Origin of the sequence: Rouxiella badensis (assembly GCF_026967515.2) — a bacterium.
Taxonomy (GTDB): Bacteria; Pseudomonadota; Gammaproteobacteria; order Enterobacterales; family Enterobacteriaceae; genus Rouxiella; species Rouxiella badensis.
On record NZ_CP114062.1, the window covers coordinates 1,813,573 to 1,840,164 of the forward strand.

Here is a 26,592-nt window from a genome sequence, read left to right on the forward strand (position 1 = left end):
TATTTTTGATACAGTGATTGACCGCCGATCGCGGCATTCCACCAAATGGCTAGCGGTCAAAGAGGGCTCGACGCCGGAGAATGCCTCGGTCATCCCCCTTTGGATAGCGGATATGGATTTCCGCTCTCCGCCTCAGGTTTTGAGTGCAATGCAGCAAGCGGTAGAGCATGGGATCTTGGGCTACAGGGAGTGGCCTGAGGACTTTTTCAGCCTTTTTTGCCATTGGCAGTCCTCGCGACACGGCTGGGAAATTGATCCTGAATGGGTTGTGCCGTGCCAGTCGGTTATTACCGCGATGGATCTCATCATCCGAACGTTGAGTGAGCCCGATGACGAGATAATTATTCTCTCGCCCGGTTTTGGCACCTTTAACCGGGTCATTCACCATACTGGTCGTCGCCTGGTTGATGTCCCCTTGGTTGAACAGGACCGCCAGTATGGATTGGATATCTCACGCATCGAGGCGCAGATTTCTCCTCGTAGCCGAATATTAATCCTCTGTAATCCCCATAACCCGATTGGCAAAGTGTGGAATAAGCAAGAGTTGGCGCAGATAGGCGACCTGTGTCAGCGTCACGGCCTGCTGCTGCTCTCCGATGACGTGCACCAAGACTTGGTCATTGGTGAACGGCCTTATACCCCTATCATGTTACTCAATGATAAGGTTGCCGATTTCTGCATTACTTTCACCTCGCCCTGTAAGACCTTTAACCTCGGCGGGTTGCCGGTCACTCATCTGGTGATTAAAAACGACGCAATCCGTAGCAGGATTCGCCATGAGCTTTACCAACTGAGCGTGCACAAGCCGAACTCTCTTGGCATGAGTGCCTGCGACGCGGCGTATCGCGAGGGAGAACCGTGGCTGGACGAACTGCTCGGGTATTTAAAGGCCAACTATGCCCTGCTCAAGCAAGGGCTGAACGCAGGGTCAAGTATTCGTTTGTTTCACATCGAAGGCAGCTATCTTGCCTGGCTGGATTTTCGCCGTGCCGGACTCACTCAGCCCGAGCTGGAACACCGGTTGCTGCATCAGGCAGGGCTGTTGCTAGAAAGTGGCCTCAATTTTGGCCCAACTGGCCAGGGATTTATGCGCCTGAACTTTGCGTTGCCCAAATCCGAACTGGAAACAGTGATAGAAAGGCTGCGGCATTATTTTCCGGCCTGACCCTTTTTGTTGATAGGCCAGGCAAGTGAAGCTCCCACGACTTCTGTCCCTATCTCTTGCTTTCCCAAGCCGGCAGCGAGGTCAACCAGGTTTCACGCTGCGCCTCAATGATGGCACCTCGCCGGGCGTTTGCATGATATTCGCCTTTTTCGCCTGGTTTATGAGTGGCTGTCGGTAAACTAAAAGAGGCGGCGCGGATCGGCGACTCATATCTCGGTTGGCCGATGCCGTTATCTGCCCACGAAAGCAGAGGCACGACGCGTACGCTAATACGGTCCAGCGTTTTATACGGCCACGGCTTTGCTTCATTGCCGTACTGCGCCATAAAATCCAATGATTTCAAGACGCTTCCGCCGTCGGGCGTCGTGTAGTGCCACAGGTCTTGCCCCCCCTTCTGACCGTCAGCCTTCTGGTCAAGGATGGCCAAAAGGCTAACAGCCTGCAAATTGAAATAGCTGTAGTGGAATGAACGCGTTCGCGCCAGTTCGAGCGGCTGAGTACCGTCGGGCCGCAGTTGGGTGTCTAGTTTGCTTTCAGTGAGCGCCACCATCTTTTTTATCGTTTCCGGTCGGTCGAGATACCAGGCGATGCCCGCCACCTGCGTCGCGTACCAGTTACCGTGGTTATTTTTAGTTTTACTCTCTTTAATTGCCAGCTTACTGGTCTGCAACCAGTGCAAATATTCCTGCATCCATTGGCGCAACTGGCGCTCATCGTCAGAGGACCAGGCGGCGTTACCGCGCAGCATCAGCACGGAATCAACGATTCTTGTTGCAAAATAGCGGCCATCGAGCACGCCCGCGTTTCTGCCCGCAGTCATTCCGGGCACACCTTGGGCAAAGTTAAGATTAGGATTCATGCGCGTTGCCGGCGTGATAAACCAGGTGCGCAACATGCTTGCGGCCTTATCGGCATAGCGCTGCTGCCCTGAAAAATACCAGGCGAGGGTGAGATCCTGAACCTTTGCAGTAAACGCCGCGAGCCGCACGCCGTCACTCTGATTATTTTTACTGGCAGGGTTTACTTTGCCGTCTCGGCGGATCCAGGGCTGTCCATCGGTTTTACTCGGATCCGGCCACCAGTAGGCGCTCAGACTCAGGTAGTCGTGTTTAGTCCCACTTGGCGGCGTCATCCCCTTTTCGGTCACGCTTGGGTTCGGCGTTTTCAGCGCCCGATTAGCGGAGGTAATAAGCAGGTCATAGGCCTCTTGGGTGGACGTTGCCGCTTTCCCCTGCTCAAGTTGATGCTTTACCTGCAACAACTGGCTGGCCTGCAAGAATGCCAACGCTTGTGGACCCGAATCGGCAGCATACGCAGCGCACCCTGCTCCTGCACTCAGCATGAAGGCAATGCTTATGGCCACTTTGCAAAATCGACTCATCTTCCGTCCTTCTAATTATTAAATTTAATAATTTCCGAAAAACACCGATAGCTGTTTAACGCCTTGAGGAAAGATACGCGAGCATGGGATTATTTATCAATAGATAATTTAATAGAGTGAAGCCTAATCGAAAATTCTTTATAGAGAGAGATTCTTATTGCACCAGATAAAGGTGCGCAGCTAACACTGGCTGAAATATACGACCAGTAATAATTTCATATAAAAAAGAACATATCACACCACGTCGTTAGTAACGAAAAGGTTAATTAACCGAGAGGTATTATTCAGAAACCTGATCAATAAGTAATTATTTAATCATTTCAATAAACCCCTCTTTTTGGCAAAAGAAAAGATTCAAGAAAATGGCGCACAGTATAAATATGAAATTACCCTGTTCGAAGAAGGTACGATCGGCCCTGAGGAGCCAATAGCCCTATTCATTAAATTCCACATTTCGCTCTACGTCGAAGTATCAGCGCGGCAAACCGCTAATCTTTCTCTTACATATTCGTAGGGAGAGAGAGAATGATCGCAGTGCTTTTTGAAGCTGAGTACAATATTACTATGCAGGAAAGATATTTGGCGCTCGCCGCCGAGCTAAAACCGATGCTCGCAGAGATTGACGGGTTTATTTCCATAGAGCGTTTTCAGAGCCTGGCATCAACGGGGAAAATTCTATCACTTTCCTGGTGGCGCGATGAAGAGGCGGTCCTGACCTGGAAAAAGAATATCTTCCATATGAGCGCACAGGCGGAAGGTCGGGATTCTATTTTCACATTTTACAGAATTCGTATCGCTCAGGTCATACGCGATTATTCATCGGAAGACAGAGGATAACAAATGTACGATATTCACGTGATTCTGAAGAATACCCCGGGTGAACTGGCCTGGTTGGGTAAAATACTGGGGCATCACGACGTCGGTCTGGAAGGAGGCGGCATTTTTACGGCAGGTAATGAGTGCCACGCGCACTTCCTCGTTGAGGAGGGTAATAAAGCTAAATGGGTCCTTGAGAGTGAAGGGTTCAGGGTCAAAAGTATCAATGAACCCATCATCAGAAAGCTTAAGCAGGAGCGCCCCGGCGAGTTTGGCGAAATTGCCGCCGCGTTGTCTAAAAACGGTGTTAATATTCTGACTCAGTACAGTGATCATGCCAATAGACTGATTTTAATCACCGATAATCAACAAATTGCAGCTAAAATTACTGAGCCATGGGCTCCGGTTTCCTGATAAATATGCTTAACAAAATCGAAGTCGATGATAGTGATACTCAGCTCGAATCCTCTATGGCGGCCCTCGCGGCCGCCATGTCTGACCCGTCGCGCGTCAAAATGTTGTGTGCGTTGATGGACGGGAGAGCGTGGACCGCCACTGAACTCAGCGCCGTTGCGGATATTGCTTCATCAACGGCGAGCTCTCACCTGAACCGGCTGGTCAATAGCCATCTGATCACTTGCCTTTCGCAGGGGAGACATCGTTATTATCGCCTTGCAGGCCATGAAGTTGGGCAGTTGGTCGAGATGATGATGGGTGTGTCGTGGAAAAGAATTCCCCCGCCTAAAACTCGAACTCCGGTGCAATTGAGAGTGGCACGTACCTGCTATGACCATTTGGCCGGAGAAGTCGCGGTAGAAATTTACGAATCTATGAGGCGCGAGGGCTGGATAAACGATGATGGCACTCACCTCACGGAAAAAGGTCACGAAAATTTTCAGCAAATGGGCGTCGTGCTTGACCCTAAAACCAAACGAAAGCCTTGCTGCGCCTGTCTGGACTGGAGCGAACGACGCTCTCATCTAGGGGGAGATGCTGGCGCTGCTTTTTTTACTCTCTGTGAACACCGGGGTTGGCTAAAACGCGTTCAGGGTTTCAGAGAGGTGAATATCACCTCATCAGGAAAGGCTGCCTTTCGAAAATGGTTTGCTCTGTCAGGCAATCCAGACTGACCCACTACGCCCTTTTATCGCAGGGACTCAGCGGCCTACTCCTGTCAGGCCTCGAGAAATTCAGGCAGATTTACCTTAGTCAGATAATGCCGCTGTATGCCTGCTACAGGAAAATCAGCCCCCCCTCAATGATTCCCTCGCTGTTGCGACTATAAACCCCAGCGCCCCCCAGCCGCTCGAATCAATAAATTGTCCGTTACAGCGCCTCAATCGCTTAAAAAATTCTTCCCGCTCCTGGTCGGTAATCATGTCGGTGACCGTGATATCCAAAAGCACGCCCTCCTTCGAGGCTGTGCCGAAATACTACGGGCATCGCAAAACGGTCCAAAAAAAGCTAACCCGCTTATTCAAACGTGAATCGCTTCACATTAATTCTCCCCAAGCCTGCAATATAAAATGCTATACCTTTAAAAATGAAACGTTGTTTCATTTTTAAAGTGTCGGGTTCATCCCGTAACCAGCACAATTTATGTTTTTAGGATGAGAACAATTATGTGGGAATCTAAGGTATTGATTGTTGCGCTGTCATGCGGAATAAGTGCGCAAGTCTTGGCGGGTACTGTGCCTGAAGCGAGCAGTCTGATTTGGCACAGCATCACCTTCGGTCAGTCGACCGACGTTAATTTCGCCACCAATGTCCTGCAGGATAAAATTGGCATCAATGAAACGCTTCTGGCGGACGGGAAATCCGTTCCCACGGCCGGTGTAAAACTTGCCACACCTTTTACGCTGGAAAGTCGAGGCGGTAAAATAGGTAACAGCCATGACGGCCTGACTTATTTCTATACACGACTGCCGGGTGATGTAAATTTCCAGCTGGAAGCCGATGTCACGCTGAATCAATTAGGTCCTGAAAACGGGGCAAAACCTGCCGGACAGGAAGGTGCCGGATTATTAGTACGCAATATCCTGGGCAAGGCACGGCAACCAGTAACCAAACCCGGCGTTGAGGAGCTTCCGGCAGCCTCCAATATGGTGATGAACACGGTAATGGCAATCGGAGATAAGCCACAGGAAGTAGCCTTAATAGCCCGCCAGGGAGTGAAACATCCATGGGGTAATATCGGTATAGGTATTGTGCGCGAGGCCTATCATCCTTTGACAACGCCTGCACATTTCTCTTTGCGACTGACTCGGACCGATAAAGGGTTTGAGGTCTCCTATGCGCCAGAAAGCAGCCACCGGTGGGTAAGTAAAACTCTCAATGGCGCTGACCTGATTACAAAGCTGGATAAAACGGGTTATTACGTTGGGTTTTTCGCCTCGCGCAACGCCCGCATTACCGTTAACCATACCAAACTGATACTCAGCGCGGCCGATACCCAACCGTCTCCGCCTTATGTCGCGCCGCCTCTCGAGCCCCATATCGAGATCATGTCATCGCCTGTTGTAGCAAGCCAGAACGGCATTTTCCAGCTGCGAACCAATGAGCGCGGGCAGATACAGATCAAAATGGGTGAACAAACGCTGCTTAGCCAGACGGCTATTGGCGGTGGTGAAGCGGTCGCTGTACCATTTCATCTCCAACAACCCGAGGGCAAAATAAACATAGAATTTATCCCGGATAACGCTAAACCCCTGAGCCGCATTTTCCCTGTCAAACGGGTGCCGGTGAGTCATCCGCAGCGGCTTTACGTTTCAGCCAAGGGGGCAGCAGATAACGATGGAACTCGGCAACATCCGCTGGATTTCGCGACCGCAGTCAACCTGTTAGCCCCCGGCGGCACGCTGTGGATGGCTGACGGTGAATACCCTGCCAGCGAGATCCCGGCAACGGCGAGTGGCACGGCAAAAAAACCTAAAACGCTGCGTCCGGAGAGTAATAACGTGGTGTTCAACGGGCTTACCCTCGACGCAAGCTATTGGCAAATTGAGGGGATCACCGTGACTCAAAAGAGCTTTCACATTGCTGGTAGTTATAATCACATCAACAACGTTAAGGCACATAACGCAGACGATACGGGTATTTGGGTTGCCTCACCGGAGGGTATTGGCCGCGCACTTTGGGCCAGTCATAATCTAATAAGCAATTCAGAATCCTGGGGAAATAAAGATCCGGGGCATAAAAATGCCGATGGATTTGCAGTGAAAATGCGCGTAGGAGAGGGAAATCGCCTCGTTAACTGCTACTCGCACGATAACATCGATGACGGTTTTGATTTGTTCAACAAGATTGAAGACGGTCCGAACGGCAGCGTCACAATAGAAAACAGCCTCTCGGTACACAACGGCAGCAACGGCTTTAAACTCGGCGGCGAAGGCCTGCCTGTCGCTCATGTTATCCGCAATAATGTTGCCGTAGAAAACGGCATGGACGGCTTCACCGATAACTTCAACCCAGGTGCCTTGATCGTTGAAAATAATCGTGCCGTTGACAATAAAAGATTCAACTTCCTGTTCCGTCCTTCACCCTATACCCCAGCGGATAAACAAGGAACGTTTAAAGCCAATATTTCGCTGAGATCCTCAGAGGGCAGATATAACGATGTAGTCAGCGGAAACGTAGACAGCAGCAATTATTTCTATGCCCATCGCAGAACGGTGAATGCTTTACATCAAGAGATCCAGCCCGACAGCTTTATTTCCACGCGGCTTCCAAGCCCCATTTCACGTCTTCCTGACGGAGAATTTAATTACTCCAATTTTTTAGCAAGGAAATAAAGGCAGTTTCATTAACAGGAAGAGACGCTAAATACCCTAATACTGCTCAATATTTCAGGGAGCTCTAAAATGATAAATCACAGACTGCTGATCTGCGGCCTGCTGCTGGCCAGCGCAAGCAGTCATGCCGTTACCCTTGATATTCGACACGAATGGCTTGATGACAGTAAACAGCATAAAGACCGGATCTTAATATCACACCGCTTTGCCAATGGTATCGGTTTATCTTTCGAAGATAAATGGCGCTCCGGGGATAATAACCCCAATCAACCGTTTAACAGAATGGTGGGTAACGGCACGGAAACGACGCTTACCTATCAATATAAAGCAACAAAGTCGTTTTTTTTGCAGCCAGGATTTGCCGTTGAGGTGAATTCCGGCAATAAAGTCTACAAGCCGTCGTTGGCCGCTGGATACACTTTCTCCAGCGGCATTTATTTTAATACACGCTATCGTTATGAAGAGACACACTATGACAACGGTAATAATGATAAAAAAACTCATCGCGAAGAGATTTGGCTCGGCTATCGCCTTGCCGACTGGCGTTTCGAATATAACTATATTTATAAACACAGTAATCAGATTCTGTTTGATAATGCTAAATGGGACTATGAAGAAGATTTTAAAGTTGCCTACAACATCAATCACCATTGGACGCCCTATGCCGAAATTGGCAATGTCTCGGTTCGAAAAAATACCCACGAAAGGCAGACCCGCCTGCGGGTGGGAATTCAATACAGCTTCTAAGGTTCGGTATAGGAAATGAAGCAAAATCTTGTCGAGTCCCTTTAACACCTCACGACATATCAGAGTACAAGTCTGATATGTCAGGGAATTTCTTAGGGCCTTTGCTGCACAGTCTGACTTTAGGTTAGTAGCAAACAGAACTCAACGCAGAAAACTGCCATGCCTTATACAGCCTCAATATCCTTAAAAACCCAGCCTAACCCCGCTTAAAACGTGTTGGCTTTCGCCCGCGTAATCCGTAACATACACGCCAATTAACTCCGTGCCGCATTTTGTCGGCTGGCGCCAGCCTGAATATTGCCCCACTGGTGCCCTTTTTAGATCTCGAGTGTCGATATAATGTTTGATAATCAAGAAGTTAGCAAGAAAGAGCAATACAACCTGAATAAACTCCAAAAGCGTCTGCGTCGTGACGTTGGTAAAGCTATTGCTGATTTTGGCATGATTGAAGAAGGCGACCGCATCATGGTCTGCCTGTCTGGTGGTAAAGACAGCTATACCATGCTTGAAATTCTGCGCAATTTGCAGCAAAGCGCGCCGGTCAATTTCTCTCTGGTTGCCGTTAATCTTGACCAGAAACAACCGGGTTTCCCGGCGCACATTCTGCCGGAATACCTCGATAAGCAGGGTGTCGAATACAAGATCGTTGAAGAAAATACCTACGCTATCGTAAAAGACAAAATCCCGGAGGGCAAAACCACCTGCTCGCTGTGCTCCCGTCTGCGCCGCGGTATCCTTTACCGCACGGCTACCGAATTAGGCTGTACCAAAATCGCGCTCGGCCATCATCGCGACGATATCCTGCAAACCCTGTTCCTCAACATGTTCTATGGCGGCAAACTGAAAGGTATGCCCCCTAAGCTGATGAGCGACGACGGCAAACACATCGTTATCCGCCCACTGGCCTACTGCCGTGAAAAAGACATCGAGCGTTTTGCGATTGCTCGTGGTTATCCGATTATCCCTTGCAACCTGTGCGGCTCGCAGCCAAACCTACAGCGTCAGGTCATTAGCGACATGCTGAAAGACTGGGACAAACGTTATCCGGGCCGTATCGAGACCATGTTCAGCGCCATGCAGAACGTCGTGCCTTCGCACCTTAACGATACCAACCTGTTCGACTTCAAGGGCATCAAGCACGGTGATGAAATCGTTGACGGCGGTGATTTGGCCTTCGATCGCGAAGACATCCCAATGCAGCCCGTCGGCTGGCAGGCGGAAGAGGACCTGGTAGTCGAACGTCTTGACGTCCTGCAGATCAAGTAATCCCCCGCCTCTGCGGACAAAATAAAAAACGCGCTGAAGCCTAAGCTTACAGCGCGTTTTTTATTACCTGTGTCGCAAAAAATCAGGCCGTCTGTTCTTCCAGCCAACCGATACGCATCTCTGGCACCGAACGCAGCAGCTCACGGGTGTAATTATCCAAAGGCTCTGAAAGCGTGGTGTTCACCGAGCCATTGCGCACAATCTCGCCTTTAAACAGCACGGCGACTTCGTCGGCAACCTCACGCACCACCTTCAGGTCATGAGTAATAAACAGGTATGAAATACCGGTCTGATGCTGAATCTGACGCAACAGTGCCAACACGTCGCGGGCAACCAGCGGGTCCAGCGCTGAGGTGGGTTCATCACAGACAATCAGCTTGGGTTCAGCGGCCAGCGCGCGAGCAATACAGACGCGCTGCTTCTGCCCGCCCGACAGCGCCGCAGGATAACGGGCAGCCAGTTCAGGACTCAGCCCCACCTGCGTCAGCAGCTCGGAAACGCGCTCGGCACGCTGCTGGCGGGTAAGTTCGGTGAAACACTCGAGCACGCGCGAAATCTGCTTGCCGATAATCTCTTTCGGGTTCAGCGCAGTATCGGGAATTTGATGGATAAGCTGTATATCACGTAGCTGTTGGCGACTGCGCGCCCGCAGACCTGCGCTCAACGCCTGCCCTTCAATGCTCACTTCGCCGTTTTCCGGCTTGTGCAGCCCGCAAATCACTTTGCCTAACGTCGATTTACCGGAACCCGATTCGCCAATAACCGCCAACGTCCGCCCCCGGGGTAGTGACAGGGAAAGATTTTTTAGCACCGGCTGATGATGGTATCGCGCGCTGATGTTATCGATGCGCAACAGCTCGGGCTGATTCATCGGCATCGCCTCGCGCGGTTCACCCTGTGCGGTCAGCAGGCGTTTGGTATAGTCTTGTTCCGGCGCGTGCAGCAGTCTTTCGGTGGTCGCGTGCTCCACCGTCTTGCCGTGCTGCAACACCATGATTCGATTGCTTATCTGCGCCACCACCGCCAGGTCATGGCTAATATAAATGGCCGCTACACCGGAAAGGCGGATGACGTCGGCAATGGCTTTGAGCACGCCAAGCTGGGTGGTCACGTCGAGCGCGGTGGTCGGCTCGTCGAAAATCAGTAACTCCGGTCCCGCGCAGAGCGCCATCGCTATCATGGCGCGCTGAAGTTGCCCGCCGGAAACCTGATGCGGATAGCGCTGATAAAACTGCGCCGGTTCCGGCAGACCCAGCTGGGTGAACAGTTCGATAGCTTTCGCCTGCGCCTGTTGGCGAGGAAGAATACGATGCTTGAGCGTCGCCTCGATAACCTGTTCGCCGATAGTTATCGCAGGGTTAAACGCCGCGCCGGAAGATTGCGCCACATAGGCGATTTTTCTGCCGCGCAGCGTTCTCAACTGCCGCTGCGACTGTCGGGCCAATTCAGTGCCATTAAATCTGATACTGCCCGACGCGATGCGCATGCCGTGACGGCAGTGGCCGAGAATCGCCAGTCCGATAGTCGATTTCCCCGCACCAGACTCGCCAATTAGTCCCAGCACTTCACCGGCCTTCAGGTCGAAGCTGACATTATCGACCAAACGGCGCTGAGTTTTATCGCTCGAAACCACGACCAGCTGCTCAACCTGAAGCAAAGGATTACCCATGATGACCTCCCCATGAACGCGTCGAGCCGCTCATCAGCCAATCGGCGACCGCATTGATGGCGAGCGCCAGAACAGCAATCGCGCCGCCCGGAACCAGTGCGGCCCAGACGCCAAACAGGATGCCGTCTTTATTATCACGCGCCAGTCCGCCCCAGTCGGCCGTCGGCGGTTGAATGCCCAGTCCAAGGAACGACAGTGCGGACAGGAACAGCAAAATAAAGATAAAGCGCAGCCCAAACTCGGCAATCAGCGTTTGCAGCGAATTGGGCAAAATGACTCGCCAGAGGATCCAACCGAGGCTTTCACCGCGCAGTCGGGCGACGTCCACGAACTCCATCACGCCGATTTCAACCGCCAGCGCACGCGCGACACGCAGTACGCGGGTGGACTCCAGCAGCCCTAGCACCAGCGTTAGCGTCAGAATAGTTTTAGGCAACACCGCAAGCACGATCAGAGCGAAAATCAGCGTGGGGATAGCCATGATCATATCGTTGATGCGCGAGATAGTCTGGTCGAGCCAGCCGCCACTCACCCCTGCGATAAAGCCGAGCGTACAGCCCACGACGAAGGCCAGCACGGCGGCCAGAGCGGTAACGCCGAGCGACACCCGAGTCCCCCAAATCATACGCGACAGCAGGTCACGCCCCAGATTATCGGTGCCGAGACGCAGCGTGGCGTCGGGCGCCTGCCAGGCCATCCCGATGACTTTATCCGGCGCATAAGGCGCCAGCCAAGGCGCGAAGACGGCAATCAGCACGAACAGGGTCAGCCCTGTCAGTCCCAGAATTGCGGTTGGTTTTAATGCAGGCATCTCAAAATTCCTTTAGCAGCACTTAACGACGATGGCGTAAACGCGGGTTGGCAATCAACGCCAACACGTCGGCCAGCAGGTTGAGCAGGATGTAAATCCCCGCCAGCAGCAGCGCACAGTCCTGCATGACCGGGATGTCGCGCTTGCTAATGCTGTCCACCATGTACTGCCCTAATCCGGGATAAACAAATACGTTCTCAACGATGACCACGCCAACCATCAGGTAGGCCAGGTTGATGGCGACCACGTTGATTATCGGACCGAGTGCGTTCGGCAATACGTGACGCCACAGAATGCGTGCCGGCGTTAGCCCTTTCAGCAGCGCGGTGTCAACGTAGGCCGCGCTCTGGGCAGCAATCAGCGCCGCTCGGGTCATGTTGCTCATATGGCCGACAATCGCCAGCACTAAGGTAGCGCACGGCAGCGCGATGGCAGACAGTCTTGCGGTGAAGGACATCGAATCAGACAACGTACTGTTGCTTGGGGCCCAGGCCAGCGTGATGGCAAAAATCAGGATAAGCAGATAGCCGGAGAAAAACTCCGGCAGCGCCACGGCGGCGCGCGCTACACCGTTGAGCAACGTATCGATAATCCCGCCCTGATATCGCACCGACAGAAAACCGATACCCAGCGCCAACGGCACGGCAATCACCGCCGTGCACCCTGCCAGGAACAGCGTGTTGCCAAGGCGGACAAACAGCGGGCCGGCGATAAACTCTCGGCTGGTATAGCTGATGCCAAAATCACCGTGCAGAATGCCTGCAAGCCAATTGAGATAGCGTCCAACGGCGGGTTTATCCAACCCCAATTGCAGGTTCAGCTCACGGATGGCGTCGGGCGTGGCGCTCTGCCCCAGAATCGCCGTGGCGGCGTTGCCCGGTAAAAGCTGAACGCCAATAAAGATAAGCACCGAAACGGCCAGCACCATCAACACGCCGTAGCACAGGCGCAGCGTGACCAGTCGCAGTAAAGATGAACGGCCCGAAGGCCGTTGCGTAATCATTTCCGACATACTTTTTTATCCGCGTTATGGCTTCAGCTTCAGCTCTCGATCCAGACTTTTTCCGCCGCGCGGTTGCCGCTCAGCGGCATCCCAGGTACTGAGGTAAAGCCTTTGATTTTGGTTGAACAGCCGTCGAGGGCGTCAGCGTAAAGCGGAATAATTTCGCTGCCCTGATCGACCAGCATCACCTGAATATCGTGATAAATCTGCCTGCGGCGCGCTTCGTCCTGCTCGCCTCGCGCGGCTTTTACCATCGCGTCAAAGGCCGGAACGTGCCATGCGGACTCATTCCAGGATGACTGGCTGGTAAACACCAGTGACAGCATGGCATCAGCGGTCGGGCGGCTGGCCCAGTTAGAAGAAACAAACACCTTTTTCTGCCAGGTATCGTTCCAGAAAGCGTCATCCGGCACGTGATCGACCTTGAGATCGATACCGGCCTTGGCGGCAGACTGTTGATAGAGCTGTGCCGCGTCCACCGAACCGGGGAAACCGGCATCGGCAACGGACAGGGTTAATGGACCGGTAAAGCCTGACTTTTTCCAGTGGAAGCGTGCCTGATCCGGATCGTAAGGACGCTGCGGAATGTCTTTGGCAAAGTAGCGATTCGACGGGAAGAACGGGTTATCGTTCGCCACGCTGGCGTAGCCGCCGAGCACAGTGTCGATAATTTGTTTACGATCGATGGCGTATTTTAGCGCCAGACGGCCGTCGACATTGTTGAACGGCGCAAGATTAGACAGCCCCGGGAAGGTATAAATTGCGCTGTCTTTCGCTCGCACCAGCTGAATATTCGGCATGTGCTGAATACGGCCCACGATGCGTGGATTAACGCGGTTGATAAGCTGCGCGGAGCCACTCACCAGCGCAGCAACGCGCGCCGTGGAGTCGTTCATCGCCAACGTTTCAACTGAATCAACGTGGCCGCGTTCGCTGTTCCAGTGATTAGGATTACGTTTGGTCAGCGTAGTCACGCCGGGCTGGAATTTCTCGAGAATAAAGGCACCGGTGCCGATGCCTTTGTCGAAGCTTTCGTTTTCTGCGGTAATCACAAAGTGTACCGCGCTCAGCAGCCACACAAACTCGACGTCCGCCGCGTTCAACTTGACAGTCACTTCATGGTCGCCGGTCGCGGTAATCGACTCAACCGGGTCAAGATAGCCTTTGACCGGCGAGGTCGACTTTTCGCCTCGGTGGTGATTAAGCGAATAAACCACGTCTTTGGCGGTCAATGCGCGCCCGTCATGAAACTGCACGCCCTGACGAATTTTCAGGTTCCAGGTCTTGCTGCCGTCGGCGGACGACCAGGACTCTGCCAGTGATGGTGCCAGTTCGCCCTTTTCATCTATCTCGACCAGGCTGTTGAAAATCTGCGAGCCGACGAAATACATATAGGTTTCAAACCAGAAAGCCGGATCGAGACGGTCGGTGCTGGAGGCATTATCAATGCCGACCACCAGGTGTCCACCCTTTTTAGGTACCGCTGTAACGGCGGCAAAAGCGTTTGAAAACGGCCACAGAGAACTGGTTGCCGCCACGGCAGAGAGAGCCCCTGCGCCTTTGATAAACGAACGACGATCTATCATGAGTATCCCTTAATGAGAGGCACAGCCTCCAATCGCTGATTATTGTTTTTAAGAATTCGTTGTTTTTAGGATTTGCTTGTTGAAGCCAGCGCCTGATTCAGGGCAGCAATATGTTCTGGGCCGATGCCACAACAGCCGCCAATCATCGTGGCACCGGCCGCGACCCACTCCTCGGCAAAGCTCAAATATCCCTGTGGATCGGTATCTTTACGCATCTCGCTGAGACCTTCGTTAGCCCCGCGCTTGTTGTCAGAAGGCTCGAACGCATTGGCATAAACGCCAATGTCCAGCGAGACGCCCTGTTGTTTCAATATTTTGCTGGCTTCAGCGACGGCGCTCGCCATCACTTCCGGACGGCTACAGTTGAACAACACCGCTTGTGCGTTAAGGCGCAACGCGGCGTCTACGGCTGCAGCCACCAATTCGCCAGAGCGCAGCACGGCCTGTTCCTGCGGATTCAGGGCGTCTTGCAGAGTAAACGACAGCCAAAGCGGGCGTTTATCGTCGCCCAAAACCTCGCGTACCAGCTCCACTTCAGCGACAGAACTCTGCGTTTCAGCCAGCCATAAATCGACGTTTTCATTAAGTCCAGCCACCAGCACCGAGAGCAGCGCTCGGGCTTTCACTGGCTCAAACAGGTCGGGACGATAAGAGCCCAGCACCGGCGGTAGCGAACCCGCGACCTTGACCGGCCTGGGAGCCGCGTCCGCCGCCTCGCGCGCCAGCTTGCCCGATAGCGCGATCAGCTCGGCACCGCGCTGCGAGAAGACATCGTCGCCAACGTGAAATGGCACCACGGCATAGCTATTGGTGGTAATGACCTGTGAACCCGCGGCAATAAAGGCGTCGTGGGCCTGACGAACAAAGTGTGGTGCTTCCATCAATGCTAAAGCAGACCACTCGGGTTGACGAAACGGTGCGCCCATTCGGGCCAGTTCGCGGCCCATGCCGCCATCGAGGATCACAATGTTACTGGTCATTTTTTGTATGTTTACCCACTGGTTACTGTTTAGATGAAGAATTATTTAACCTGGCAACACTGTACAAAAGCGGCGTTTAGATGTCTAGATATCTTTATGGATAGAGGGATGAAGTATGTCAGGAGCATCGTCAAAGAGAGGGAAATGGCGGTGAACTCTCATCAGAATCTGAAAAGCAGCGGTGCGAGGAAAAAAAGAGGGCTGTTTACGGACAAAAACTTGTTCTAAATCAATAAATATCAGCGTGGATTGAAGCAATATCTATTTCGCAGGTGAATGCAACGTCAAGCGATGGGCGTTGTGCTCCATATTGTCTTATTTAGTTATTTAGAATTATTGCATAGCGTTTGATTCGAATAATGCCGGTCTATGACCGGCTTTTTTTTATGCTTTTTTACCCGCTACGTAGGGAGTTACAGCCATTTGCTGCGCTTCATCCACCAGGCGACGCCGCCGACCAATACCACCAGCAGCGCACAGAATATTGCAAAGCTCATGTGGTTGCTCGAGCCAGGAATACCGCCGAGGTTGACGCCGAACAAACCGGTCAGGAACGTGGTTGGCAGGAAGACCATTGCCAACAGCGACATGGTGTAAGTACGGCGGTTCAAGGCATCGGCCATTAACGAGCTAATTTCATCGGAAAGCACCCCGGTACGGGCAATGCTGCCGTCCAGATCGTCAAGCCCACGGCCCAAACGGTCGGCGATTTCCTGCATGCGGCGACGCTCATCATCGGTCATCCACGGGAAACGTTCGCTTGCCAGACGAGCAAACACGTCACGCTGTGGCGCCATATAACGACGCAGAACAATCAGCTGTTTGCGCAGCAGCGCCATCTCACCGCGCTCTGGCAGCTGTTGCTCCAGCAGCGCATCCTCAAAGTCAATTATCTTGTCGTGGAGGTCCTCGATAAAATCGCTGGTGTGATCGGTCAACGCATCACACATTTCAACCAGCCAGCTGCCGGTATCGGTCGGACCGGTGCCATGCTGCATATCATTGATGATTTCATTCATCGAGAACACTTTGCGGTGACGGGTCGAGATAATCATCTTGTCGGTCAGATAAACGCGAATAGTCACCAACTGGTCCGGACGCGCGTTGGCATTGAGATTGATGCTACGCAGGGTTATTAGCGTGCCGTCACCCATACGCAAAACCTTCGGACGAATACTCTCTCCGGCAAGCGCTTCACGCACGCTGTCTGGCAGAACCGGCGTACTGTTAATCCATTTTTCGCTGTCAGGCATTGAATAATCGAGGTGCAGCCAGCAGGGCTTGTCGGTACTGGCCTGACAGTTTTGATCTATGTCCTGTACGCCACCTTTACCGTCTAGCTGATAAGCATAAACAGCATCCGAAACTTGTAACTCTTCACCCTTGATGACTTCCACGGTATTCCTCACTCTCTCTACTATTTAAAATTAGTTTAGCGTTAACTCTTTGAAGCTCCAACAAATCGGCCGAAAATGCTCGGGTAATTCAGGTAATAATGACCGATAAAGCCAGTAATAATGCCATGGGTGGTCGAGGAAGGTGTAAACGCAGCGGGATAGAGTGTTTCAAGATGTGGGACGTGACGTGGAACGTGTTTTTTTGAGCGTATTTTTAGCCTAACACTTTGCATATTATGATACTTTGTTACAAATTCTCATCGACTCATATTGTATAAGTATCACGCCCGGCACACGTGGTGGCTGGCTTAAACATCAGGTTAAACAAAAAATGAAAAAATTGCTTCTGTCATTGTTGGTTGTTGGTTCCATGACCAACGTGGTGCATGCAGCCGAGATGATTGGCAACTATACTGCAGCGGGCTACACCCACTGTGGCGGCATGAAGGTTCTGACCAGTGCTATCACTAGCCAAGACACGATGGTGTTGCAGATTACCGATCCTAAAACTAACGCTTCACAGATTTATTTCGGTAACCGTGACGCCGATATGAGTGACAAGGTGAAGTACGTGTTGTCCACCTATAACCCGGACACTAAAACTTTCACGCCAGACCCGTCAAATACCACCATCCTGTTCGGTATTGACGAGGCGCCAGCGGGTACCAGCGGTGCCGAGCTCTATCATTTGACGATGGCTGGCCAGCAGTATAACTGTACCGCCTATACGGTCTTTAACCCGCTAGAGAAATAATCCCCTTCTCTGGACGCGTTAATCAAGCCCCTGTAGCCCACCGCTCAGGGGCTTGATTCGTTTTATGGAACCCCGTTAGTCCCCCGTGGCCTGCAAATCAATGACGCCACAGTGAAACGCCAGACCGGGTACCACGTCTTTTTCAAGCCAGGTCGGCCCATCGAGGTCAATAAACTTTGCGCCTGTAGTTAATGGCAGCGCGGCCCGCACCGCTCGCGAGGTGCAAAGCATGCAGCCGAGCATAATCTCCATTCCTCGTTCTTTGGCAGCCGACGCCAGCGCCAATGCCCCGGTAAGTCCCCCCGTTTTGTCCAGCTTGATGTTCACCATTTGATAGCGGCCAACCAGCTGCGGCAGGCTCTCGACGGTATGGCAGCTTTCATCGGCGCAAATCGGCAATGGATGAATAAAATTGGCTAACGCATCGTCTTGTCCCACCGGCAGGGGTTGTTCAAGCATCAATACGCCTAAGTCGGCCAGCAGCTGACAGCGTGCCGCCAGCCCTTCGCTCTGCCACGATTCGTTGGCGTCGACAATCAGCGAAACATTCGGTACCGCACTGCGAATCGCCACCATGCGCTCGGTGATGAAATGATCATCGAGCTTAATCTTCAGCAGGGTTGCGCCATTTTGCTGATTGGCGATAGCGGCCTGTGCCATCGCTTCGGGTGTATCAATGCTTAGGGTCTGCGCCATGCTGATGGAAGGCAGCGGCGTGGTGCCAGTGAGCTGCCACAAAGTTTGACCGCTCTGCTGCTGTTCAAGATTCCACAGCGCAGAGTCCAGCGCATTCCGCGCCGCCCCGGCGGGCAGCAGACTTTGCAGTTCCCACCGGCTGGTGCCCTGCTCGATAATCGGCGCAGTGGCACCGAGCTGCGCCATGACCGAAATTTCACTTTCCCCAAAATGCGGATACGGGGTGCATTCACCGACGCCGATCACACCGTTCTCTTCAATTTCAACCACGATGACCCTTGCTTCGCTGCGGCTGCCGCGGGCTATCACAAAGGCCGTATGCAGAGGCCAGGCTTCCGGATAAAAGCGTACACGTCTCATTCACCGCTCCATAAAAGCGCCTTCGGGCAGAATGCAGGGAGGCTGTAGTTATTATAGACAGGGGGGGGCTTTTAATTACAAATAGGCTTTTAATTGCAAATTTTTTGGGGGAAGGTCAAGGACTTTTGGATCAAGAGTGGAAAGCGCCACCTCTTGCCTCTCTGCGCCTTTTATCCATCTTGATACGTGTCGCCGCTCATGTTTGGAGTGCTTTCCAGTGGCACGAAGCGTGGCGTAGGCCGCTGAAACAAACTCATCGGCTGGCAAGACACATGCACCGATAACAAGGCGTGGGGTTCCAAGGGGCCTTGGCTGGTCTGGGTCAGCGCCCAGCGTGCAGGGCACGTGCTTTTGACCCAAAAGCGAATAAGGGCCGCTCTGCCCTCCCCCCGCCCTAATTGAAAAGTTCCCTACCAAACAAATACTTGTTAACTTACACTGTGGAAGTTCGCAAAAACTTAATAACCTGGCTTAATAGCACAAAGGACAAATCATGACTCAGACCGTACATCTTCAGGGTAACCCCGTTAGCGTTGCTGGCCAGCTGCCGCAAAAAGGCGATGTTGCCAAACCTTTCACACTGGTTGCCAAAGACCTTTCCGACGTTGCGCTGAGCAGCTTCGTCGGTAAGCGTAAAGTTCTGAACATCTTCCCAAGCGTTGACACCGGTGTTTGTGCCGCGTCCGTGCGTAAATTCAATGAAGCTGCGGGCCAAATCGACAACACCGTCGTGCTGTGCATCTCTTCCGACCTGCCGTTCGCCCAGTCACGCTTCTGCGGCGCAGAAGGCCTGTCTAACGTCGTTACCCTGTCCACCCTGCGCGGTGACGAGTTCAAACTGACCTACGGCGTTGCTATCACCGACGGTCCTCTGGCTGGCCTGACTTCTCGCGCAGTCGTGGTGCTGGATGAGCAAGACAACGTGCTTTACAGCCAGCTGGTCGGTGAAATCACCGATGAGCCAGACTACGAGTCTGCCCTCGCGGCTCTGAAGTAATTTCGACCAAAAAAGCCCCGTCTGAAAACGGGGCTTTTTCCTGGCAATCGGGCATTGCTGCCGCGGCAATACTGATATCAGCTATCAGCCCGCACTCACGATTATCTCAATTAAGTTAGGCTTCTCGCTGGCAATCGCCGCCTCAATCGCCGGTGCAATATCCTCGGCACGTCGGATCTGCCTGCCGCTCAATCCCATCGACTGCGCCAGCGCCAGATAATCAATACTTGGATTCACAATATCCATCGCGATAAACGTGTTGCTCTGCGACGAAGAGTAATGCGCCTGATTACGCATGAAATTCTTCAAAATATTGTATTCCTGGTTGTTCATGACCACGTAAGTGATCGGCAGGTTCTCGTGTGCCGCAGTCCACATTGCCTGCGGCGAATACAGGGCGGCGCCGTCACCGACCAGACAGACCACGGGTTGCTTGGCCAGACCCAGGGAGTAGCCGATAGCCGCCGGCATTCCCCACCCCAATGCACCGCCGCGCATAAAGGCGTACTGGCCTGAATGATGGCTGTTAAGGAACTTGCGCATCAGCGATGAAACGCACAGTGCCTCGTCGACAATCGCCACGTCTGGCCCAATCGCCCTGACCACCTCATGAGCGGCAACAATCGGAGCTATCACCGGTAACGAGAATTTTTCGGCGACGCTGGCCTCAAGCTGTTCGCGGGCATATTTTCGTTCATCAGCCGCGCGGCTAATCAGCGCAGCGTAACGCGACCGATTTGCCGCCGTGGCCTCTTTTAACGCCGGTATAAGCGCCTTGAGTGAGGCACTGATATCACCGACGATCGACAGCTTCGTCGCATATGAACGCCCCAAATCGTTGACGTCCGCCGACAGTTGATAGACCGTGCAACCCTCAGGAACTGCGGGTCCTTCGCTGTAAAGGATAGTGATTAGCGATTTGCCGCCCAGCGCGAAAATGGCCTCGTAGTTTTTGAGAATTTCGGCGATGCTGGCCGCCGTCGTCGGCATGTTGCCCCGCCACAGCGCATGTGAGGTCGGATAAGGGATACGTGAGGGCCAAGAGGACCCATAAACGTGCGCGCCCAGCAGCTCCGCTACCGCAATGGTTTCCTTCGCCGCCTGACTGTGATGAATTTCGTCACCGGCAATAATCGCCAGCTTGCCGGGCGAGCACTGCGCCAACGCCTGCGCCAGTCGTGGCAGTGAACCGCCTATCGCCTTGCGGTCTATCTCGGAGCGTTCGCCAATATCAACTTCACTGAGTTGGTCCATGATGTCCATCGGCAGTGAAAGAAACACCGGGCCACTCGGTGCGGCGTTGGCATCGTGAAACGCGCGACGCAAAAGTACCGGAAGTTGCGACGCATTGGAGACATCCTGCGCCCATTTGACCGCCGGCTCCGCAATGCTGACCAAATCGTCATACAGCAGCGGATCGCTTATCGAATGGCGGGTATCCTGCTGCCCCGCCGTCACCACCAGCGGCGTTTGCGACACCTTGGCGTTGAGCAGATTGCCCATCCCATGCCCCAGCCCTCCCGCCGTATGCAGGTTGAGGAAACCAGGCTTACCGGAGGCCTGTGCGTAGCCGTCGGCCATTGCTACGGCGCTGGCTTCCTGAAGCGCCAGAATATATTTCAGCGACGGATTACGTAATAGCGCGTCCATCAACGGCAATTCCGTGGTCCCTGGATTACCAAAAATGTACTCGACGCCCTCGCTGTGCAGCGTTTCAAGCAGTACGTCGGCACCCCGTCGATTGTGTAGACTGTTTGCTCGGGTTACAGTCATGACAGTAACTCCCAACGATTATTGTTTTTAGCCAAATCTGGCAACAGGAAGGACAGTTTCTTTTTGCGATCGTCCGCCGGTGACTGACTAATACGATATTCCAGCGCAGTAATCTTGACCAGTATAGATCTCAACGCTTCGCCGAGTCTTGCGTAGCCGCCCACAAAATAGAACCTTCCGCCTTTACGGCCGATCACGCCATGTCGTTGTAAATATTCAAAGAGTGCGACGGATGAACGCGCATCATAGTTCTCTTTCGGCGGTGCCTGCAGGGGATAACGAATCAAACGTTCTGCAAGAATGTACTGAATCGAGGCACGCAACACGGGGTCGTTGGCGTGTAAATCCAGCAGCGCCAAAATGGACAGGATATCCACCCGCAGCTCCTCCGCGCCCGCGCCATTACGAGAGCTTTTTTCTTTGAGATGTTCAGGCAGCGGCAGATAGCCCGTTCGGTGATAATACTCATGCAGGTGCACCCATATCGCACTGGCGCGGGTGAGTAAATCATCGTCGGCGGTGATGACATCGGGAAACGCGGTCGGTGACCACGCCGCCTCGATAGCAGGTCGGGTATAAGATTTAAAGCGGTCGACAAATTTTTCTATCAGGTAATAGGCTTTATGGTAGGGCTTAACCTCGGCATCGCGAAAGTTTTCGGCAAAGATGGCAACCGATAGCGGATTTTTAAACCCATCAGAACAGCAGTGAAGCAATACCGGCAACGCTTCCGATTCAGGAACAATATCTAGCACGTTTTGTGGAATCGCAATGGCTTCAACGAAAGCGGCCTCAAGGAAGGCGTCCGGGTTATAAGGCACCTCAAAAAAGCCCAAAATAAAGTCAGGATCGTCGGTAAACGTTAATTCCAATAAATTATTCGAACCTAATTGATGATTTTCCATATTCTCTAATAAAAGCTTTACGTGCGCGTTATCACTATGTCCCTCAAGGGTTTTCCGTACGCATTGTGCGATACGAACAGGGTCCGAGGATGCGCCCTCCGAGAGAATTTCTAGCCGACAATGATTTATCTCTTCAACTATTTTTATTTTATGCTGCATCTTCTCGTTCCTTGCTGTGAAATTAAAATCATTCATTGCTTTTAAATAGGCCTTTATAAGCCTTGGACTTTGTTTTTTAAGAAGGTGTCGGCCCCTGCGTCACGGAATGTTCATTAGCCGTTCGGGCAATGAATCAAGATGTTGACGCAGGGATAATTTATATCTGCTGGACACTCTTGCATCGTACAATCCCTGAAGCAGCAGGTCGCGATAACGAATACTCGGCGCCGCCTCATCGTTTAACGTGACCAGACCAAAATAGGCAAACGCGGTGGTATCCTGCCCCTCGGTAAGCGTTGTGACACCTACCCGTTGTCGCTTGTAGCGTCCCAGCGGTACACCTTCTCGGGCATCAATAATGTCGAGAAATCGAGTCGGGAGTCGATACAGCGCGCCCTCCACTCGATGACCGTAGTCAGGCCGAATATTGGCGCAACAGACAGGCTCGTTTAATGAAGAATAATTAAATATCAACCGATGATGGGCCAACAGTGCTGGCCCGATAAAATAAGCTTTGGCATCCGTTAATAACGTTTTTGAAAGACTTTCATGGTTCATACAGGAACCATAGGCGAACAATTGGAAATACTCGTCCTTTAGAAAGCAGGAATCATTAGGCATCTCTTTTTTCTCACGGATAGATTCACCAGGATGTGTGTCTCTCTTCGGGCTATGGCCTGTTTAATGACTCCAGCACATAGTTGTCATAAATGGCCCCTACGGTTTTAATCGAATTCAATTCAAAATCGCCAATAGGGATCTCCCGGCTTAATACTTCCTCAAGAAAAATAACAAAATGCACAACCGACAATGAGTCGAGAAAATCATTATCAATCAGGTTAGTATCAACCTCTATGGGGTGACACTCACCCTTGCCGTGCTTAATAAAAAACCCGTTAACGTTGTCGACTAAATTCCCCAGACTGATTAATGCCATAAATCCCCCAGATTTCTTCGGATGATGCGTTTATATGAAATAAATACCTGCACTCAGCCAGCTATGGTCCTGCCCGGGAATTAATTCCCGATGACAATCTCTTCCGTGGCTAGCGCTTTCTGAACGGCAGGACGTTGAAGCATGCGTTGAGTATGAGCAGCCCAATGACTAAACTGATTCATATCAAGCTCTAATAACGTTCCCCACCTGAAGTAAATTAATACCACGGGATCGACTATCGAATACCCCTCCTTTAGCGCCCATTGATTCTCGGCCAGTCGATGATTAATCTGCTCGAAAACCTTGATAACCTCGAGACGCCCGCGCGCCTTAATACCGTTGAAAGATTCGACCTCATCGGTAAAACGCGAAGGATGAAAATTGAGCGCAATAACGCCCGTTAACATGCAACTTAACCAGTTGAGCCACTCAATGGCTCTGGCGGCGCCGACGGGAGTCGGCGGGAGCAGCCCGCTTTCCGGATGAGACAGCGCGAGATAAAGCAAAATAGCCGAGGACTCGGTGAGAATTTCATTCTCGGTGATTAACACCGGGACCTTGCCTTTCGGATTTAGCTTCCTGAAACTTTCCCGCTGAGTATCGCCCGCTTTTATAGAAAGACGAGCAAGTTCGAAAGGCTTGCCCAACTCGTTTAACACGACGTGAGGGGCAAAAGAGAGGTGTCCGGGACAATAATATAAAGTGGGATACTTTTTCGGTTTTATTATATTCATTACAAGGCTGCCTTTTTATTTACGCTATTGCCATTGCCCCCAAAGACCCGCTCATGTCATCCTTGACATATCAATAAAATCCATAATAAAAAACGCCACTTCTGGAGACTTCCGATGAGTTAATTAACTCAATCAGGCTTTACCGTGCCCTAATGAGAATGGACCTTTAGAAAATTCACCGAGCGCTTCCTTGTTGAGTTCAAAACCCAGCCCCGGCGCCGTGGGCAGGGTTAATTTTCCATTGTCCCAATCGGGTAATCCTTTAAAGAGTTTCCGGCAGATATCAATCACCACAACGTGCCACTCGACCATTCCGCCGTTGGCAACTCCGGCGTGCAAATGCATATTTTGGAAAGGGAACGTCCCGCCATTGTCGATGGGAACACCAAAGGACCTTGCGAGGCTTGCGGCACGAAGTCCCGCCGAGTATCCACCGCAGATACAGACATTTGGCTGCAAGATATCGACAGCGCCGCGGGTTAACATGTCGCGAAAACGGAACAGCTGCCCTTCGCTCTGCCCGGCGGCAACGGGGATTGAAATTCTATTGCGCAGATCGGCAAGTTTTAGCGGATCGTTGTCTGCAATCGGCTCTTCAAAAAAGGCGATATTACAATCGGAGATATTCTGTGCCAGACGCAGGGCGTGATAATGATCCAGGCCACAGTTGGCATCGATGTAAATTTCCACCTCATCGCCAACGGCTTCGCGCACCGCACGCACTCGACGGGCATCGTCATGAATAACATCGTCCAGCGAACGGCCCTGGTCGCGCCGCGCCAATGCGTGATAGCCCACCAGCATTTTAAGACGCTTATGCCCCGCTTTTACCAGGCCCGAAGCGGCATGCGCGAGCTGCTCTTGATCAAGAGAGCCAAAACCGAAAGTGGTATATAACGAAACCTCTGAACGCGCCCCGCCCAGCAATTGCCACACCGGCAGCGTGGTCGATTTGCCGATAATATCCCAGATCGCGATATCAATGGCTGAAATGGCATGGCTTGCGTAGCCGGTTTGGCCGCGTGGGGTGAGTAACCAGTAAAGTTTTTCCGAGATGGCCTCACGATTAATGGCGTCCATGCCTAATAAATTCGGTGTCACGACAGAGCGAATAATAGCAGCGATGACTTCTTCATCGGTCACCGCGGTAAAACCGTGTCCGATAATACCGCCAGCCGTTTCAATCTCAACGATAACGCCCGAGAGTTTTCCGGCAATGGTTAATCCCGCAACGTCAACCTCGCCCGGTACAAAAACAGGCGTTGCCTCGATTCGAATGATCTTGTGTAACATACGTCGCTCTCTTATATTTTTTGAATAATTAACGTTTAAAAGATTTAATTGCGCTCAGCGTTAGCTTTAAACAGGTAAAGCATGGCGATCCCCACCAACAGGCCCCAGAACGCACCGCCAATACCGAAAAATGCGTGACCGCCAATGGTTACCAAAAAGGTCACGATTGCAGCATCACGACTATTTTTATCGTTCAGGGAATTAACCAGTGAATTTCCCAGCGCTCCCATTAATGCAAGCCCTGCCACTGCCTCGATAAATACCGGCGGTGAGACGGAAATCAGTTGCGTAGCGGCACCGGCGGCCAGGCCGTAAATAATGTAGGCCGCACCGCATACCACGCCGGCCCAATAGCGCCGGGCAGGATCGTCTCCCGCCTCTTCTCCGGCACAAATCGCTGCCGTGATGGCTGCAAGACCGATAGCCGGGCCACCAAATGGCGCAGCCAGCAGACTACACAGGCCGGTGCTGGTAAATAATGGCGTAGCGTCGGGTTTATAACCATTGACGTTTAGCACCGTGACACCGGGAATATTCTGTGAAGCCATGGTGACAATAAAAAGAGGTATAGCAATGCTCACCAATGAAGAGAGATTAAATACCGGTGATGCCAGCATTAAATGTGGCAAGATACTGCCCCGCGTTATATGGCTCAGGTCTGAGGTCAGATAAATAATTACCAGCGTCGCAATGGCGGCACACGGAATAGCCAGAATCCTCTTCACTTTGAGCATAATTAGCCAAACCAGCAGCACGGGCGCGAAATAAAGCGGGTATTGTGCCATGGCATGAACAGGCGCGACGCAAAGGTTAAGAATAATGCCCGCCAGCATGGCATTGGCCACCGAAGAAGGAATTTTGGAAATTACCCGGCCGAGAGGTTTACATAAACCGGCCAGAGTCAGCATGACCCCGGCCATAATGAGCGCGCCAATGGCAGCAGGAAAGCCTCCTTTGACCGCGCCAATGCCTAATAATAGTGCTGCACCTGGCGTTGACCAAGCCACGCTAACCGGCATTTTATTCTTGATACTTAACGCAATACCCGCGACCCCCATCGCGATAGACACCGCCATGAGTCCTGAGGCCGCTTCTTTCTGAGTCGCGCCGACGTTTACCAGCGCCTGAACGATAAGTGTAAAGGTTGACGCAAAGCCAACAAAAGAAGACAGCAAGCCTGCCCCCGCAGCATGCCATGAAAAATCGGCTTTATTTTTTCTGATTACTATATTCGTCACCGTAGAGACTCCTGAAATAAACTTTGCTTAATCCATTTTCAATAACACTGTCTTTGCCCAGCGATGAATAAGGGGATCCCCCTCATCAAATAACAAGGTAAAGACATAACGCGATATCAGTATTCAAAGGAGGA

24 protein-coding genes are annotated in these 26,592 nt (G+C 52.1%); 9 read left to right on the forward strand and 15 right to left on the reverse strand.

Annotation, left to right across the window (positions count from 1 at the left end):
- The first annotated feature begins 13 nt into the window (after positions 1–13).
- Positions 14–1,165 carry a MalY/PatB family protein gene (locus tag O1V65_RS08480; protein WP_269130416.1) on the forward strand — a complete coding sequence of 384 codons (1,152 nt, stop codon included), beginning with the start codon at positions 14–16 and terminating at the stop codon, positions 1,163–1,165.
- Between the two features lie 49 nt (positions 1,166–1,214).
- On the opposite strand, the gene O1V65_RS08485 is transcribed toward O1V65_RS08480, so the two are convergent.
- Positions 1,215–2,546, reverse strand: coding sequence for an alginate lyase family protein (locus tag O1V65_RS08485; RefSeq protein ID WP_420066648.1), 1,332 nt, complete (start codon positions 2,544–2,546; stop codon positions 1,215–1,217).
- Between the two features lie 525 nt (positions 2,547–3,071).
- Between O1V65_RS08485 and O1V65_RS08490 the strand changes: the two genes are divergently transcribed.
- From O1V65_RS08490 to ttcA, 6 genes are all read left to right on the forward strand, one after another.
- On the forward strand, positions 3,072–3,383 hold the full coding sequence (locus O1V65_RS08490) for an antibiotic biosynthesis monooxygenase family protein (RefSeq protein ID WP_269130417.1): 312 nt from the start codon (positions 3,072–3,074) through the stop codon (positions 3,381–3,383).
- 3 nt (positions 3,384–3,386) lie between these two features.
- Positions 3,387–3,776: an amino acid-binding protein gene (locus O1V65_RS08495; RefSeq protein WP_269130418.1), complete on the forward strand. Its 390-nt coding sequence runs from the start codon at positions 3,387–3,389 to the stop codon at positions 3,774–3,776.
- Positions 3,777–3,781: 5 nt separating this feature from the next.
- Complete coding sequence (locus O1V65_RS08500) at positions 3,782–4,492, forward strand: ArsR/SmtB family transcription factor (RefSeq protein ID WP_026110665.1); 711 nt, start codon at positions 3,782–3,784, stop codon at positions 4,490–4,492.
- Between the two features lie 492 nt (positions 4,493–4,984).
- Positions 4,985–7,153: a right-handed parallel beta-helix repeat-containing protein gene (locus tag O1V65_RS08505; RefSeq protein ID WP_269130419.1), complete on the forward strand. Its 2,169-nt coding sequence runs from the start codon at positions 4,985–4,987 to the stop codon at positions 7,151–7,153.
- Positions 7,154–7,222: 69 nt separating this feature from the next.
- Positions 7,223–7,900 carry an oligogalacturonate-specific porin KdgM family protein gene (locus tag O1V65_RS08510; protein WP_269130420.1) on the forward strand — a complete coding sequence of 226 codons (678 nt, stop codon included), beginning with the start codon at positions 7,223–7,225 and terminating at the stop codon, positions 7,898–7,900.
- A gap of 339 nt (positions 7,901–8,239) precedes the next feature.
- Complete coding sequence (ttcA, locus tag O1V65_RS08515; RefSeq protein ID WP_017492844.1) at positions 8,240–9,166, forward strand: tRNA 2-thiocytidine(32) synthetase TtcA; 927 nt, start codon at positions 8,240–8,242, stop codon at positions 9,164–9,166.
- Between the two features lie 82 nt (positions 9,167–9,248).
- Here the strand turns inward: ttcA and O1V65_RS08520 are convergent, their stop codons facing one another.
- From O1V65_RS08520 to zntB, 6 genes are all read right to left on the reverse strand, one after another.
- Complete coding sequence (locus O1V65_RS08520) at positions 9,249–10,835, reverse strand: ABC transporter ATP-binding protein (protein ID WP_269130421.1); 1,587 nt, start codon at positions 10,833–10,835, stop codon at positions 9,249–9,251.
- A complete protein-coding gene (locus O1V65_RS08525; protein ID WP_017494412.1) occupies positions 10,828–11,646 on the reverse strand; it encodes an ABC transporter permease in 819 nt (272 codons plus the stop codon). The genes O1V65_RS08520 and O1V65_RS08525 overlap by 8 nt, the downstream gene beginning before the upstream one ends.
- Before the next feature lie 22 nt (positions 11,647–11,668).
- A complete protein-coding gene (locus O1V65_RS08530) occupies positions 11,669–12,658 on the reverse strand; it encodes an ABC transporter permease (protein WP_269130422.1) in 990 nt (329 codons plus the stop codon).
- Positions 12,659–12,687: 29 nt separating this feature from the next.
- Positions 12,688–14,232, reverse strand: a complete 1,545-nt coding sequence (locus O1V65_RS08535) for an ABC transporter substrate-binding protein (RefSeq protein WP_269130524.1) — start codon at positions 14,230–14,232, stop codon at positions 12,688–12,690.
- Between the two features lie 68 nt (positions 14,233–14,300).
- Positions 14,301–15,215: a homocysteine S-methyltransferase family protein gene (locus O1V65_RS08540; protein WP_269130423.1), complete on the reverse strand. Its 915-nt coding sequence runs from the start codon at positions 15,213–15,215 to the stop codon at positions 14,301–14,303.
- A 413-nt stretch (positions 15,216–15,628) separates the two neighbouring features.
- A complete protein-coding gene (zntB, locus tag O1V65_RS08545; RefSeq protein ID WP_017493663.1) occupies positions 15,629–16,612 on the reverse strand; it encodes a zinc transporter ZntB in 984 nt (327 codons plus the stop codon).
- A 331-nt stretch (positions 16,613–16,943) separates the two neighbouring features.
- Between zntB and O1V65_RS08550 the strand changes: the two genes are divergently transcribed.
- On the forward strand, positions 16,944–17,366 hold the full coding sequence (locus O1V65_RS08550) for a hypothetical protein (protein WP_017493662.1): 423 nt from the start codon (positions 16,944–16,946) through the stop codon (positions 17,364–17,366).
- 75 nt (positions 17,367–17,441) lie between these two features.
- On the opposite strand, the gene ycjG is transcribed toward O1V65_RS08550, so the two are convergent.
- Complete coding sequence (gene ycjG, locus O1V65_RS08555; RefSeq protein ID WP_017493661.1) at positions 17,442–18,422, reverse strand: L-Ala-D/L-Glu epimerase; 981 nt, start codon at positions 18,420–18,422, stop codon at positions 17,442–17,444.
- 493 nt (positions 18,423–18,915) lie between these two features.
- On the opposite strand from ycjG, the gene tpx reads away from it, so the two are divergent.
- Positions 18,916–19,419: a thiol peroxidase gene (gene tpx / locus O1V65_RS08560; protein ID WP_017493660.1), complete on the forward strand. Its 504-nt coding sequence runs from the start codon at positions 18,916–18,918 to the stop codon at positions 19,417–19,419.
- Between the two features lie 84 nt (positions 19,420–19,503).
- On the opposite strand, the gene O1V65_RS08565 is transcribed toward tpx, so the two are convergent.
- From O1V65_RS08565 to O1V65_RS08595, 7 genes are all read right to left on the reverse strand, one after another.
- Positions 19,504–21,192, reverse strand: a complete 1,689-nt coding sequence (locus O1V65_RS08565; protein WP_269130424.1) for a thiamine pyrophosphate-binding protein — start codon at positions 21,190–21,192, stop codon at positions 19,504–19,506.
- Positions 21,189–22,256, reverse strand: a complete 1,068-nt coding sequence (locus O1V65_RS08570) for a DUF6421 family protein (RefSeq protein WP_017493658.1) — start codon at positions 22,254–22,256, stop codon at positions 21,189–21,191. The genes O1V65_RS08565 and O1V65_RS08570 overlap by 4 nt, the downstream gene beginning before the upstream one ends.
- Before the next feature lie 99 nt (positions 22,257–22,355).
- Positions 22,356–22,877 (reverse strand): gamma-glutamylcyclotransferase family protein, encoded by a 522-nt coding sequence (locus tag O1V65_RS08575; protein ID WP_017493657.1) that lies wholly within the window; start codon positions 22,875–22,877, stop codon positions 22,356–22,358.
- 49 nt (positions 22,878–22,926) lie between these two features.
- Entirely contained in the window at positions 22,927–23,193 is a 267-nt protein-coding gene (locus tag O1V65_RS08580) for an acyl carrier protein (protein WP_017493656.1), read from the reverse strand.
- A gap of 80 nt (positions 23,194–23,273) precedes the next feature.
- Entirely contained in the window at positions 23,274–23,927 is a 654-nt protein-coding gene (locus O1V65_RS08585) for a glutathione S-transferase family protein (protein ID WP_084912095.1), read from the reverse strand.
- A gap of 132 nt (positions 23,928–24,059) precedes the next feature.
- A complete protein-coding gene (locus O1V65_RS08590; protein ID WP_017493654.1) occupies positions 24,060–25,220 on the reverse strand; it encodes a mandelate racemase/muconate lactonizing enzyme family protein in 1,161 nt (386 codons plus the stop codon).
- Positions 25,221–25,264: 44 nt separating this feature from the next.
- Positions 25,265–26,458 carry a benzoate/H(+) symporter BenE family transporter gene (locus O1V65_RS08595; RefSeq protein ID WP_269130425.1) on the reverse strand — a complete coding sequence of 398 codons (1,194 nt, stop codon included), beginning with the start codon at positions 26,456–26,458 and terminating at the stop codon, positions 25,265–25,267.
- Positions 26,459–26,592 lie beyond the last annotated feature (134 nt).